Below are 12,625 nucleotides of genomic sequence, written 5' to 3' on the forward strand. Positions count from 1 at the left end.
CTTTGGCAAGCAGGACCATTTCCAGTGGGATTGACCGCAGAGCAACTGAAGCACGGCCTGGATAGCGTGGCGCAGATCGAGCCGCGCTTCGCATCGGCCCTCGCCCGCACCGGCTATCCCGAACCGCGGATCCGATCACGCGGCTATGCCACGCTGATGCGCACGATCGTGGGCCAGCAGGTCAGCGTAGCGGCTGCGGCATCGATGTGGCGCAAGTTTGAAGCGCACCTGGGGCCTGACCTGCCGCCTGAAAAAGTGCTGGAATCCGATTTTGACACCCTGCGCGCCTGCGGCCTGTCCAAGCAGAAGCAGGGCTATATGCGATCATTGTGCGAGCTGGTGGTGAACGGCGAGCTCGATTTCGATTCCCTCCCCGCCGATGACGAAGCCGCCATCGCCCAACTGACCCAGATCAAGGGCATCGGGCGCTGGTCGGCCGAGATTTACCTGCTCTTCGCCGAAGGCCGGGCGGATATCTGGCCCGCGGGCGACCTGGCCGTGCAGGCCGGCCTGCACAAACTGCTCAACCTGCCCGAGCGCCCATCTGAAAAGCTGACCCGCGAATTGGCCGAAGCCTGGCGTCCACACCGCGGCGCTACCGCGATCTTTACCTGGCATTGCTATAACAACCCGGCGCTGTAAGCACTGCTGACAACAGTGTAAGTGTGATTCGGAGTGGGGCATGTCAGAGCGTAAGGCGATTTTCATCACGGGCGGTGGATCGGGTATTGGCCGCGCTGTGGCACAGAAATTCGCCGCCAACGGCTGGTTTGTTGGCCTGGCTGACATCAGCGCAAGCGGGATGAAGGAAACAGCGGCGCTTCTTCCAGCCGGTGCTTCCTCGCAGCACAAGCTAGACGTCCGCGATCGCGCCGCCTGGGATCAGGCCCTCGCCGCCTTTGCCAAGGCCGCAGGTGGCAAGATCGACGCGGTGTTCAACAATGCGGGTATTCCGCTGGGCGGCGCGCTGGTCGATAACAAGGTTGAGGAGATCGAGCGTTGCCTCGATATCAACCTGAAGGGCGTTCTGTTCGGTGCCCAGGCCGCCTATCCCTGGCTCAAGGCGAGCGCGCCCGGATCGTGTCTGCTTAACACCGCCAGTGCCGCAGGCATTTACGGCACGCCGGGCGCCTCGGTCTATTCCGCCACCAAGTTCGGCGTGCGCGCGATCACCGAAAGCCTGGATGGCGAATGGGCCGAGGACGGGATCAAGGTCGCCAGTCTGATGCCCGCCTTCATCGATACGCCGCTGCTGGACCATACTGCCAACCAGGGCACCAACGAGGACATCCGCGGCCGCGTGCAGAGCGCCGGGCTTGAGATTACCGCGGTAACCGAAGTGGCCGAAACCGCCTGGGCCGCCGTCCACGGCAACCAGCTCCACAACCGCGTTGGCAAGACTGCCCACCGCCTGGCCTTCGCCAGCCGCTGGATGCCGGGCCGCTTGCGCAAGCAGGTCCGTTCAACGCTTAGGCCACTGGGGCAGTAAATCGCGTCCGATTTTGTGGCAGTTTTTCGTTTTCCCACAAATATTTGATATTATAGCCGAATCGCCGACCCATTTGGAGTTTGGCGATGATTCCACAAGAATGGCTGCAACGCGGCAAGAGCGCATTTGAGATTTATCTGCGCACCGGCGTGATGCTGGGCGATCCTGCCGCCCCGTTCGCGCTCAAGTACAATCCGTGGCACGACATCGAAGACGGCCGCTTCACGCGGGCCGGCATGGGCAGGAAGGTGCCGCCCAAGTTTGGTGGCTATGGCGGCGGCGGCCGGGGTTTTGACGGTGGTGGTGCAACTGGCGTTTTCGGCGGCGGTGACACTGGCGGCGGCGGTGCGTCAGGTTCCTGGGATGCGCCTGGCCACAAAAAACCGAAGACGAAACCGCAACTTCGGAAACCAATCACGCCCGCAGTCGTTTCGCCGGATTCCAGTGCACATCGCCCAAGACCACCCAGCCCGATCGTCCAAACCATTCACGCCAATGGCTATGCCTTTGCCATGGATGCGCAGCACCGCACGCGGCAAATCACTGGCTCACTGACCGATAGCCCGCGCTCAACGCGAAGCCGCTCAATGCAGTCCGGTGCCGGGAGGCCCGATCGACTGCCAACAGATGACGGCGGCCATTACATTGCCACCCGGTTCAACGGCCCGCGCGAAAAGTTCAACCATTTCGCTCAGGATGCAAATGTGAACCGCGGGCGATATCGTGCGCTTGAAGCGGAATGGGCCAGAGACCTTGGCCATGGAAAGAAGGTGGTCGTCGACATCAGACCTCGGTTTAAGAATGCATCTGCTCGTCCAGGCCGAATAGATGTCATTTGGTACTCCAATGGCCGAAAGCACTCGATCAGTATACCGAACGAGAAGGGGATTTGATATGAGTGCCAGCAATGGAAACATCGCGAATCCGCATTATCAACGGATAGTCGAGACAATCGACAATCATGTTGAATCGAAAGGAAAGATCTTCAGTTACTGCATGACCGATGGAGGTATGGTCAGCGTCGCGGTTTACTCGGACGAAGGCGACCATATCTTTTGGCACTACATGCTGGATGATTTATCCGATCCGGTGTGCGATGCATGGCATGCCGAACCTGAAGGGAAGCGTTGGGAATACTTCGAACTCGTCATCAATGACGCGGACTTTACATTCAATTTTACGTACCCGACGGAAATTGATCCCGAGGAAAGCTGGCACGACCGCGAAATGCGGCTTCTACAAAAGCACCTCGGAAAGAAGCCAGTAGATTATGGCTCGTCTGACGGCTGGGTCTATCCTGACTAGCGCGCTGCGTTAGCCTTCATCGATCAGCCGTCCCCGATCCCCGCCAGCCACTCCACCATTGCCGCGTCGCGGGCGGAAAGGCCGCCGGCGTCGTGGGTGGTCAGCGTGATCTCCACCCGGTTGTAGACATTGAACCATTCAGGGTGGTGATCGGCCTTGTCGGCATAGAGCGCGACGCGGGTCATAAAGCCGAAAGCCGCGTTAAAGTCGGCAAAACGAAAGGTCCGTTGCAGCGCCAGGCCATCGCCGCGCAGGGTCCATTGTGGGTGCCGCGCCAGCAGGTCGGACAGTTCGGCTTCGGTCAGGCGGGCGATCGACATGTGCGGCTCCTTGGCAGTGGCCCCGCTTTCCCCTATCGCGCGTGGCGATGCAAGCGTGCCGCCTTTCTGCCAACAACCTTGCCTGCCAGCGCGGCGAGCGGCTGCTGTTCCGCGGGCTGGCGCTGGAACTGACCGCCGGCCAGGCCATGCAGGTCAAGGGGGCCAACGGGATTGGCAAGTCCAGCCTGATCCGTATCCTCGCCGGTCTGCTGCGCCCGCTGGTGGGCACGGTTGAGCGCGCGGGCAGCGTTGGCCTGCTTGATGAGCGCCCTGCCCTCGATCCCGGCCTGCCGCTGGGCAGCGCGCTGGGCTTTTGGCGGCGGCTTGATGGGCCGGGCGACGCGGAACTGGCCCGATTGGGCCTTTCCGGACTGCTTGAAGTGCCGGTGCGCTATCTTTCAACCGGACAGAAAAAGCGCGCGGCCCTGGCTCGTCTGCTGGGGCAGGAAGCGCCGATCTGGCTGCTGGATGAGCCGCTCAACGGCCTCGACACGCGCGGCGTTGCCTTGGTCGAAGCTTTGATAGCGCAGCATTGCGCGCAGGGCGGCATTGCCCTGGTTGCCTCGCACCAGCCGATCGCCTTGCCCGGCGGGGCTGCGATTGACCTGGCGGACTATACCGCATGAGGCACTTCCTGATCCTGCTGCGCCGCGACCTGGGCCTACTGCTGGGCGGAGAGCGCCGCGGCGCGACCTTGCTGCCGGTGCTGTTCTTCCTGGCAGTGGCGATGCTCTATCCCTTTGCGGTCGGCCCGGATGCGCCGGTGCTGGCGCGGACTGGTGGCGGCGTGCTGTGGATTGCGGCGCTGCTGGCGGCGATCCTGCCGCTTGACCGGCTGGTTGAGCCCGATCTGGAACTCGGCCTGTTTGATCAGCTCGCGCTACGCGGGATCAGTGAAGAACTGGCGATGACTGCGCGAATGCTGGCCCATTGGTTGAGCTTCGCTCCGGCGCTGCTGATGGCCGCGCTTCCCGCCAGCGCTCTGGTCGGGATTGATGGGGCGACGTTGGCGGCCGTTGAACTCGGTCTGCTCGCGGGAACGCCCGGTTTGGCTGCACTCGGCGTACTGGTTGCCGCGCTGACGGCCGGTTTGCGCGGCGGTGCAGCGCTTGGTGGCCTGCTGGTCATTCCGCTGGCCGTGCCGCTGCTGGTCTTTGGTGCAGGCAGCCTGTCCGCTGGCGGAGAAGCCGGCATTGCCCTGACCGCCGCGTTCAGCCTGGTGCTGTTGGCGATCACGCCTTTTGCAGCAGGCGCCGCAATCCGCAGCGCGCGGGGCCAGTAACGCGGCTTGGTTACGCCCGCTTAGTAAGGCGGCTTATCCAGCCCCTTCGGCGACTTGGTGAAGATCTCTACCCCGTTTTCGGTAATCCCGATCGAATGTTCGAACTGGGCAGAAAGCGAACGGTCACGGGTGACTGCCGTCCAGCCATCTTCCAGCACCTTTACCCCTGGCTTGCCAAGGTTGATCATCGGTTCAATCGTGAAGAACATGCCCGGCTTCAATTCCGGCCCGGTGCCGGCGCGGGCAGCGTGGATCACTTCGGGGGCGTCATGGAACAGGCGGCCCAGGCCGTGGCCACAGAATTCGCGGACTACGCCATAGCGATTGCCTTCGGCGTGGGACTGGATCGCCGCACCGATATCGCCCAGCCGCGCGCCGGGGCGGCTGGCTGCCTCGATCCCCAACATCAGGCATTCATAGGTCACATCGACCAGCCGCTTCGCCTTAAGCGGCACATCGCCGACCAGATACATCCGGCTGGTATCACCGTGCCAGCCATCGAGCAGCGGAGTAACGTCGATATTCACGATATCGCCGTCCTTCAGGACCTTGTCCGAAGGAATGCCGTGGCAGACAACGTGGTTGATCGAAATGCAGCACGAATGGGTATAGCCGCGATAGCCGAGCGTGGCCGGAACCGCGCCACCATCCAGCGTCATCTGCCGGACAATGTCATCAAGCTCCTGGGTCGAAACGCCTGGCTGGACATGCGGGACCAGTGCATCAAGGATTTCGGCCGCGAGCCGCCCGGCGCGGCGCATCCCATCGAACCCTTCGGGCCCATGCAGCTTGATCGTGCCGTCGCGCAGGACGGTCTCGGTTCCGGTTACTACCTGATACTGTGTCATCGCCGCGCCATATAGACGCTGCCGGGCCAAAAAGCGAGACTGGCTTCAGCGGCCCAGCGCAAAGACTGACCGGTATTGCGGCTTGACCACGGCCAGCACCGCCTTGGTTACCGGCAAGGTGATCTCATACTCACCTTCGGCATAGGGCCCGGCCTCGTAAGGTGCGATCAGTATTCCGATCCGGTCAAACTGTTGCTTGTTCGACGAGCCAAGGATCACGGTCGATGCTGTCGGGTCAATGCACTGGTCGAACTGGTCGTCACTATCCGCGCTGACCGGCTCGCCCCGGCGCTCGGCCCGTTCGCGGTTGAGCGCCTTGCAGAAGGGTTCGCGGATTGCCGAGGCAAGTGCGGCACGGGAAATGAACAGATCGGAGGCCACCCGGCTCTGGTCGGCAGATTTATCCCACAACAGGGCCTGAGCCCAATGGTTAGGGTGGGCGCCGCCGGTATACTCTTCTGCCCCCGCCGTCAGGCTCAGCCAGCCGGGCAAATCGGCCACGACAGTCCAATTGACCGTGTAGCTATAAGGGTTGAATTCAAAGTCGGACTCTTTGGCCAAAGCGCGACCTTCCTTTGCCGCTTCGGCCAGTTCGCGCCGTCGCTTGGCCAAATCTGCTTCCAGCTCAGCGACCAACGATGGGATAGCAGCAGCTTCAGCGGGATAGTTGTATTCGAACAGGAAGGAAGAGGTCCGCTCCTGCGTTTTGCGGGCCAGCGGCGCGATCGTGGCGGCAGCGGTTGCAGCGGCTTCTGTTGCGGCAGCAGTGGTGGCCTCTGGCACCTTGGCCTCATTCTTTTCCGGAACACAGGCCGCCAGCAGCAGCAGGAACAGGATCGAAGCCTTGCGCATTTGCCAATTTCCTCTCGCACCTCGCGCCGAAGCGCGGCTATGGCAGGACCATGACCGATAAGCATGCAACGATCCAGCCCGACCGGGAACAATCTGCCACGCAGATCCACGTGGTAACCAAGGCCGGACTGGAGGACTTTTTGCGGGCCTTGCCTGGAAATGCGCGCGCTGCACTGGCCGCGCAGAAATTTGCGGCCAACCCGTTCGAACACGCGATTATCCCCAATGGCGATGACTGGTCGGTGGTGGCCGGCGTTACCGATACTGCCGATCTGGGCACCTGGTGTCTATCTAGACTGGGCGAAAGCCTTCCTGCCGGCACCTATCGCCTGGCCAATGCTGACAGCAGCCCTGCGCTGTTCGGCTGGGCCGCCGGACAATACCGTTTTGACCGCTATCGCGCCGAGCCTTCCGAGGAAGGCCCTCGGGTGTTGCTGACCAAGGCGGTGCACGCGATTGAGCCGATCCTCGCTGAAGTTGCCGCGACCGCCCTCGTGCGCGACATGGTCAACACACCCGCCGAGGATATGGGTCCATCGCAGCTGGAAGCCGAGGTTGAGCGTATTGCCAAGACTTTCAAAGCCGAGGTCAAAGTAACCAGCGGCGATGCGCTGGAGCAGGGCTATCCGATGATCCACGCAGTGGGTCGGGCGGCCGCCCGGCACCACGCCCCGCGCTTGCTGGAACTTACCTGGGGCGATCCCCGGCATCCGAAACTGGCGATCGTCGGCAAGGGCGTCTGCTTTGACAGCGGCGGGCTGGATATCAAACCGGCCTCGGGCATGGCGCTGATGAAGAAGGACATGGGCGGCGCGGCCCATGCCCTCGCCCTGGCCCAACTGATCATGCAGCACCACCTGAACGTCCGGCTGCACCTGCTGATCCCGGCGGTGGAGAACGCAATTTCGGGCAATGCCTTCCGGCCGGGCGACGTGCTCAAGAGCCGGGCCGGCCTGTCCGTCGAGATCGGCAACACCGACGCCGAAGGACGGCTTGTCCTTGGTGATGCACTCACCCGTGCGGGTGAGGACCAGCCCGAACTGGTGATCGACTTTGCCACGCTGACCGGCGCGGCGCGGGTGGCCGTGGGGCCAGATCTGCCCGCTCTGTTCACCCGCCGTGACGAAACGGCCGCCGAAATGCTGGCGGCCGGCGATGCGGCCAATGACCCCTGCTGGCGCCTGCCGCTTTATGACGGCTACCGCGAATACCTGAAAAGCGACATTGCCGATCTCAACAATTCCAGCAGCAACGGCTTTGCCGGGGCCTCGGTCGGCGCGCTGTTCCTTGACCGGTTCGTGCCCGCGGGGACCGACTGGGCCCACTTCGACACCTTCGCCTGGCGGCCGGCCGCCAAGCCGGGCCGGCCCAAGGGCGGCGATGCCCTGGGACTTCGCGCCGCCTGGGGACTGTTGAAGGGACGCTATGGATAACTTGCCCTATGCCGCCAGCGCGGCTAATCGCCCCATCTTCCAGTTTTCGGGGCACGAAACCTTGACCGTAACCGCCATTCCCGAAGGCCAGTTTGGCCTGTCCGGCCCGGCCGAAAAGCTTGATGACGCGCACTGGCCGGTGCGTGGGGACCTGGCGCACATTCGCCTGGCGGGGCGCTGCTTCGTGCCGCACTATGCCGTGCCGATGCCGCGCAGGATCGTGGCTCAGGGTGCGAACCTGCTTTCCGGCAACCGGGCCGATGCCGAAGTGCGCGAGCAACTGGCAGGCGGCACGCTATTCAACCTGCTCGACGTGACCGGCGGCTGGGCCTGGGGCCAGGTCGGCGAAGATGGCTTTGTCGGCTATCTGCCGGTCGAAGCGCTCGAAGCCTGAAGTGGCGCACAGGGTTTTCATCGATGGCGCCGCCGGGACCACCGGGCTGGAGATCGTCGAGCGGCTCGCCCCCCGCACCGAATTTGAACTGCTGATCCTTGATGGCGAAGCCCGCAAGGATGCGGGGGCGCGGCGCGATGCCTATCACGCGGCCGACTTTGCCGTGCTGTGCCTGCCCGACGATGCGGCAAAGGAAGCACTTGCCCTTGCCGAAGGCGCGGCAGTGCGGATTATCGACGCATCCAGCGCCCACCGCGTGGCCGATGGCTGGACCTATGGCTTCCCCGAATTGAGCGGCAGAGCGGCCGTTGCCGCGGCCAGCCGCGTTACCAATCCGGGCTGCTACCCCACCGGCTTCCTCAGCCTGGTCGCACCGCTGGTCCGCGCGGGGCTGCTGCCAGCCGATTGGCCTTATACCATCAACGCTGTCTCCGGCTATTCGGGTGGTGGCAAGGCGCTGATCCAGCGGTTTGACGAAGATGGTGACATTGCCTTTCGCGCTTATGGCCTTGGCATGGGCCACAAGCACGTGCCCGAAATGCAGCGCTATGCTGGCTTGGCCCACCCGCCCCTGTTCGCCCCGGCGGTGATCGACGCCCACCGCGGCATGGTGGTTGAAGTGCCGTTGCCGCTCAGCGCCATGCCAATGGCCGGATCGCCGGAGGTGCTTAGGCTGGCGCTGGTGGAATTCTATGCCGACAGCAAGGTCGTGACCGTGCATGATGAGCCGAAGGACGAGCTGCTGCTGCGCCGTTCAATGCAACCGTCAGATCGGCTTGATCTATGGGTGTTCGGGGCGAAGGATGGAGCGCAGGCGCGACTGGTTGCGCGGCTCGACAACCTGGGCAAAGGCGCCAGCGGGGCTGCAGTGCAGAGCCTAAACCTGATGGCCGGCCTGGATGAGACTGCTGGCCTCAATCTCTAATTTGCCCATTTTTTAGGCAGGCCCTGCTGAAAATTCAGGCAACATTTGGCGGGGTTGCGCGCATGAATTGAATCAGGCGCGCATACGTTTCGATTCAAATCTTGCGAATCCACTCTTTTCGACCGCAGCGGCTTGTCCTAGGGCCGGACTATCGCCGCTGGCACGATTCTTGATTCCGGATTTTGGAGCGGCACTCGAACGTCAGGACCGGATCCGGTGAAAGTCGGACTGGTACCGGCGCAGCGCGCAGGGGAATGACAAGTGAAAAAGATCGAAGCGATCATCAAGCCGTTCAAGCTCGATGAGGTGAAGGAAGCGCTGCACGAAGTCGGTGTTTCCGGCATCACCGTGACCGAAGCCAAGGGCTTTGGCCGCCAGAAGGGCCATACCGAACTCTATCGCGGTGCCGAATACGTCGTCGATTTCCTGCCCAAGGTGAAGCTTGAAGTCGTCGTACCCGACGATCTGGCCGACCGCACCGTGGAAGCCATTTGCAATGCCGCCCAGACCGGCCGCATTGGCGATGGCAAGATTTTTGTCATCCCCGTCGAACGCGCCGTGCGTATCCGCACGGGTGAGCGCGACAACGACGCGATCTGATCCAACCAATCTATCCGGAACACTCGCCCGCGGCCGATGGCCGGGGTCATCAAGAAGGAAGACCAATGAGCAAGGCCAAGGACATCATCAAGCGGATCAAGGACGAGGAGATCGAATGGGTCGATCTGCGTTTCACCGATCCCAAGGGCAAGTGGCAGCATCTTACCATGTGTGCCCACGTGATGGGTGAGGATGAGCTGGAAGACGGCCTGATGTTCGACGGTTCGTCGATTGAAGGTTGGAAGGCCATCAACGAATCCGACATGATCCTGAAGCCGGATCTGGACTCGGTCTTTGTCGATCCGTTCAGCGCCACGCCGATGCTGATCATCACCTGCGACATCGTCGAACCTTCGACCGGCGACCTCTATGGCCGTGACCCGCGCTCGACCGCGAAGCGCGCCGAAGCCTACGTCAAGACCACTGGCTTCGGTGACACCGTCTATGTTGGCCCGGAAGCCGAGTTCTTCCTGTTCGACGACGTCCGTTTCTATGACGGATATGATGGCAACGGCTTCAAGATCGACGACATCGAACTGCCGACCAACAGCAACCGCGAATACGACGGTGGCAACCTGGCCCACCGTCCGCGCGCCAAGGGCGGTTACTTCCCTGTTGCTCCGGTTGACAGCTGCGTCGACATCCGCGGCGAAATGGTTTCGACCATGCTCGAAATGGGCCTGCCCTGCGACAAGCACCACCACGAAGTGGCCTCGGCCCAGCACGAGCTTGGCCTGACCTTCGGCACCCTGGTGCAGACCGCTGACCGGATGCAGGTTTACAAGTATGTCGTGCAGCAGGTGGCCCAGGCCTATGGCAAGACGGCGACCTTCATGCCGAAGCCGATCAAGACCGATAACGGTTCGGGCATGCATACCCACATCTCGCTGTGGGAAGGCGGCAAGCCGCTGTTCGCCGGCAACGGCTATGCCGGTCTTTCCGACATGTGCCTGTACTTCATCGGCGGCGTGATCAAGCATGCCAAGGCCCTGAACGCCTTCACCAACCCGACCACCAACAGCTACAAGCGCCTGGTGCCGGGCTATGAAGCGCCGGTGCTGCTGGCCTATTCGGCCCGCAACCGCTCGGCCTCGTGCCGCATCCCCTATGGCGCCGGCGACAAGGCCAAGCGCGTGGAATTCCGCTTCCCCGATGCGATGGCCAACCCCTACCTGTGCTATTCGGCGCTGCTGATGGCCGGCCTCGACGGGATCAAGAACAAGATCCACCCGGGCGAAGCCATGGACAAGAACCTCTACGATCTGCCGCCGGCCGAACTGGCTCAGGTGCCGACCGTCTGCGGTTCGCTGCGCGAAGCACTGGAAAGCCTGGAAGCCGATCACGACTTCCTGCTGCAAGGCGGCGTGTTCACCAAGGACCAGATCGAAAGCTACATCGAACTGAAGTGGCCGGAAGTGATGCGCTGGGAAACCACGCCGTCGGCCGTCGAATTCGACATGTACTACAGCCTCTAACCAGCGGTTGACAGTTCACCGAGGGGGCGTCCGGAGCGATCCGGGCGCCCTTCGCGTTTGCACAGAACCATTTTCCTACAGCAGCTTGCCTGGTGTAACTGGCTGGCCTTCCGTGACTGAGGGCCCTTCCCATGAACCGCAAGCCGATCTTCGATGCAGTCCGCCAATTGCTGGGCCGCGGCTTTCATGCCGCCGAGGTTTCCGTGCTTGATACCGCAATCGATGCGGCTCTGGCTGTCGCTCCGTCGCACCAGATCGGCCCCGCCGGCATCGCCCTGATCAAGCAGTTCGAAGGTTGCGCCAAGCGGCGCGCGGATGGCCAGTTCGAAGCCTACCCCGATCCCGGCACAGGCGGCGCCCCCTGGACGATCGGTTGGGGTGCGACCGGCAAGGGGATTGGCCCCGGCACGGTCTGGACCGCACAGCAATGCGATGCCCGGCTGGAGACGGACCTTGCGCGCTACAGTAGCGAAGTATCCCGCGCACTGGGCGACACGCCCACCACGCAAGGTCAGTTCGATGCCCTGGTCAGCTTTCATTACAACACTGGGGCAATCGCCCGTGCCAGCCTGACCAGGCTACACAAAGCAGGCGATTACGACGGCGCTGCTGCTGAATTTGGCAAATGGGTCCTTGCCGGCGGCAGGCGCCTGCCCGGACTGGTCCGTCGCCGCGAGGCTGAAGCCACGATCTATCGGGGCACCTAAACTGGCATGAGCATGCCGCGCCGCCCGGTCGCAACAAAGGAACCCACCAGGATCGAACCCATCAGCATTGCGATCAATCCCATCGGATCGATCGCTACGCCGGAACCGAACTGCGCCAGGATCGCCCAGCCAAGCAGCAAGGTACCGAGAACAGCGAGCGCAAACGCGCTCGATTCCCATGAGACCTGCTTGAGCAGTTCGTCATACCGAGACCATTGCAGCCAGGACAGGACACCGGTCATGGTTATGGCAAGGGCCATTGCCGAAATCGCGACGATCGGGGGCACGGGCCCGCCAGTCGCAGCCATGGCAAGCAGCAGTTGGGCACTACCCAGCATCAGGAAGACCACGCCACTGGCAATCAAGACTGGCCGCTGGGCGCGGGCATCCTCAACATCGCCAACATTCAGCATCGCTGCGCTGGCTTGCGGGTTGGCGCCAACCAATCCGACGATCAGCCCCATCAGCAGATAAATCAGCCCCACTGCCGCCAAGGCCAGTGCACCAGGCTGCTGAGCAATCCGCTCAACCCCCGGAATGTGCACCCCGAAGTAGGCAGCCGAAAAACCAACTAAGCCGCCGATCACGGCCTGCAGGATCATCTTGCTCCACGCTTTTTGCGACGCTGCCATCGTCATATCTCCGGTTCCCAGTGATCAATGAATAGTTCCGGCACCGCGCAGCCAAACAGTTTGGCCATGCGCAATGCCAGCGGCAGGCTGGGATCGTACTTGTCGGTTTCCACCGCGTTGATCGTCTGGCGCGAAACGCCAAGCCGCCGGGCCAGTTCGCCCTGGCTCCAACCCGCTGTCTCGCGCAGTTCCTTCAACCGGTTTTCCACCGCCGCCCTTTCCTGACCTGTAAAGAACTCTTTACCGATTCTGATCGACCTGTCAAGAATTCTTGTCAGGCAACGCCGGTAAGATTGGCGCTTGAAATATTGTCCGCCGGGCCCGACATAGTCTGGGTTTAATCGATCCATTAAGGGAGATTCG

17 protein-coding genes are annotated in these 12,625 nt (G+C 62.4%); 12 read left to right on the plus strand and 5 right to left on the minus strand.

Annotated elements, in window-relative coordinates:
* The first annotated feature begins 24 nt into the window (after window positions 1-24).
* The 4 genes from RQP55_RS06880 to RQP55_RS06895 all read left to right on the plus strand — a co-directional run bounded on the left by RQP55_RS06880 (window position 25) and on the right by RQP55_RS06895 (window position 2,794).
* Window positions 25-642, plus strand: a complete 618-nt coding sequence (locus RQP55_RS06880) for a DNA-3-methyladenine glycosylase 2 family protein (RefSeq protein ID WP_315609449.1) — start codon at window positions 25-27, stop codon at window positions 640-642.
* Window positions 643-682: 40 nt separating this feature from the next.
* A complete protein-coding gene (locus tag RQP55_RS06885; protein ID WP_315609450.1) occupies window positions 683-1,489 on the plus strand; it encodes an SDR family oxidoreductase in 807 nt (268 codons plus the stop codon).
* An 86-nt stretch (window positions 1,490-1,575) separates the two neighbouring features.
* Window positions 1,576-2,382: a DNA/RNA non-specific endonuclease gene (locus tag RQP55_RS06890; RefSeq protein ID WP_315609451.1), complete on the plus strand. Its 807-nt coding sequence runs from the start codon at window positions 1,576-1,578 to the stop codon at window positions 2,380-2,382.
* 1 nt (window position 2,383) lies between these two features.
* Window positions 2,384-2,794, plus strand: a complete 411-nt coding sequence (locus tag RQP55_RS06895; protein WP_315609452.1) for a hypothetical protein — start codon at window positions 2,384-2,386, stop codon at window positions 2,792-2,794.
* Window positions 2,795-2,817: 23 nt separating this feature from the next.
* On the opposite strand, the gene RQP55_RS06900 is transcribed toward RQP55_RS06895, so the two are convergent.
* Entirely contained in the window at window positions 2,818-3,114 is a 297-nt protein-coding gene (locus tag RQP55_RS06900; RefSeq protein WP_315609453.1) for a 4a-hydroxytetrahydrobiopterin dehydratase, read from the minus strand.
* A gap of 47 nt (window positions 3,115-3,161) precedes the next feature.
* Here RQP55_RS06900 and ccmA point away from each other — a divergent pair, with 47 nt between their 5' ends.
* Together ccmA and RQP55_RS06910 are read left to right on the plus strand one after the other, a co-directional pair.
* On the plus strand, window positions 3,162-3,740 hold the full coding sequence (ccmA, locus tag RQP55_RS06905; RefSeq protein ID WP_315609454.1) for a heme ABC exporter ATP-binding protein CcmA: 579 nt from the start codon (window positions 3,162-3,164) through the stop codon (window positions 3,738-3,740).
* On the plus strand, window positions 3,737-4,396 hold the full coding sequence (locus RQP55_RS06910; RefSeq protein WP_315609455.1) for a heme exporter protein CcmB: 660 nt from the start codon (window positions 3,737-3,739) through the stop codon (window positions 4,394-4,396). The genes ccmA and RQP55_RS06910 overlap by 4 nt, the downstream gene beginning before the upstream one ends.
* 20 nt (window positions 4,397-4,416) lie before the next feature.
* On the opposite strand, the gene map is transcribed toward RQP55_RS06910, so the two are convergent.
* Together map and RQP55_RS06920 are read right to left on the minus strand one after the other, a co-directional pair.
* Window positions 4,417-5,244, minus strand: a complete 828-nt coding sequence (gene map / locus RQP55_RS06915; protein ID WP_315609456.1) for a type I methionyl aminopeptidase — start codon at window positions 5,242-5,244, stop codon at window positions 4,417-4,419.
* Window positions 5,245-5,289: 45 nt separating this feature from the next.
* Entirely contained in the window at window positions 5,290-6,096 is an 807-nt protein-coding gene (locus RQP55_RS06920; protein ID WP_315609457.1) for a DUF3298 and DUF4163 domain-containing protein, read from the minus strand.
* A gap of 50 nt (window positions 6,097-6,146) precedes the next feature.
* Between RQP55_RS06920 and RQP55_RS06925 the strand changes: the two genes are divergently transcribed.
* The 6 genes from RQP55_RS06925 (at window position 6,147) to RQP55_RS06950 (ending at window position 11,630) form a co-directional block, all read left to right on the plus strand.
* The gene (locus RQP55_RS06925; protein WP_315609458.1) at window positions 6,147-7,529 is read left to right on the plus strand and encodes a leucyl aminopeptidase family protein; all 1,383 of its coding nucleotides are present in this window, start codon (window positions 6,147-6,149) and stop codon (window positions 7,527-7,529) included.
* Window positions 7,522-7,923 (plus strand): SH3 domain-containing protein, encoded by a 402-nt coding sequence (locus RQP55_RS06930; protein WP_315609459.1) that lies wholly within the window; start codon window positions 7,522-7,524, stop codon window positions 7,921-7,923. The genes RQP55_RS06925 and RQP55_RS06930 overlap by 8 nt, the downstream gene beginning before the upstream one ends.
* A 1-nt stretch (window position 7,924) precedes the next feature.
* On the plus strand, window positions 7,925-8,848 hold the full coding sequence (argC, locus tag RQP55_RS06935) for an N-acetyl-gamma-glutamyl-phosphate reductase (protein ID WP_315609460.1): 924 nt from the start codon (window positions 7,925-7,927) through the stop codon (window positions 8,846-8,848).
* 261 nt (window positions 8,849-9,109) lie between these two features.
* Complete coding sequence (locus RQP55_RS06940) at window positions 9,110-9,448, plus strand: P-II family nitrogen regulator (RefSeq protein ID WP_315609461.1); 339 nt, start codon at window positions 9,110-9,112, stop codon at window positions 9,446-9,448.
* A 65-nt stretch (window positions 9,449-9,513) separates the two neighbouring features.
* Window positions 9,514-10,923 carry a type I glutamate--ammonia ligase gene (gene glnA, locus RQP55_RS06945; protein ID WP_315609462.1) on the plus strand — a complete coding sequence of 470 codons (1,410 nt, stop codon included), beginning with the start codon at window positions 9,514-9,516 and terminating at the stop codon, window positions 10,921-10,923.
* 131 nt (window positions 10,924-11,054) lie between these two features.
* Window positions 11,055-11,630 (plus strand): lysozyme, encoded by a 576-nt coding sequence (locus RQP55_RS06950; protein ID WP_315609463.1) that lies wholly within the window; start codon window positions 11,055-11,057, stop codon window positions 11,628-11,630.
* Here RQP55_RS06950 and RQP55_RS06955 read toward each other — a convergent pair.
* Both RQP55_RS06955 and RQP55_RS06960 read right to left on the minus strand, forming a co-directional pair.
* On the minus strand, window positions 11,627-12,268 hold the full coding sequence (locus RQP55_RS06955) for a hypothetical protein (RefSeq protein ID WP_315609464.1): 642 nt from the start codon (window positions 12,266-12,268) through the stop codon (window positions 11,627-11,629). The two genes, RQP55_RS06950 and RQP55_RS06955, sit on opposite strands and share 4 nt — an antisense overlap.
* The gene (locus RQP55_RS06960) at window positions 12,265-12,471 is read right to left on the minus strand and encodes a helix-turn-helix transcriptional regulator (protein ID WP_315609588.1); all 207 of its coding nucleotides are present in this window, start codon (window positions 12,469-12,471) and stop codon (window positions 12,265-12,267) included. The genes RQP55_RS06955 and RQP55_RS06960 overlap by 4 nt, the downstream gene beginning before the upstream one ends.
* Window positions 12,472-12,625 lie beyond the last annotated feature (154 nt).

Origin of the sequence: Novosphingobium sp. APW14 (genome assembly GCF_032337075.1) — a bacterium.
GTDB lineage: Bacteria > Pseudomonadota > Alphaproteobacteria > Sphingomonadales > Sphingomonadaceae > Novosphingobium.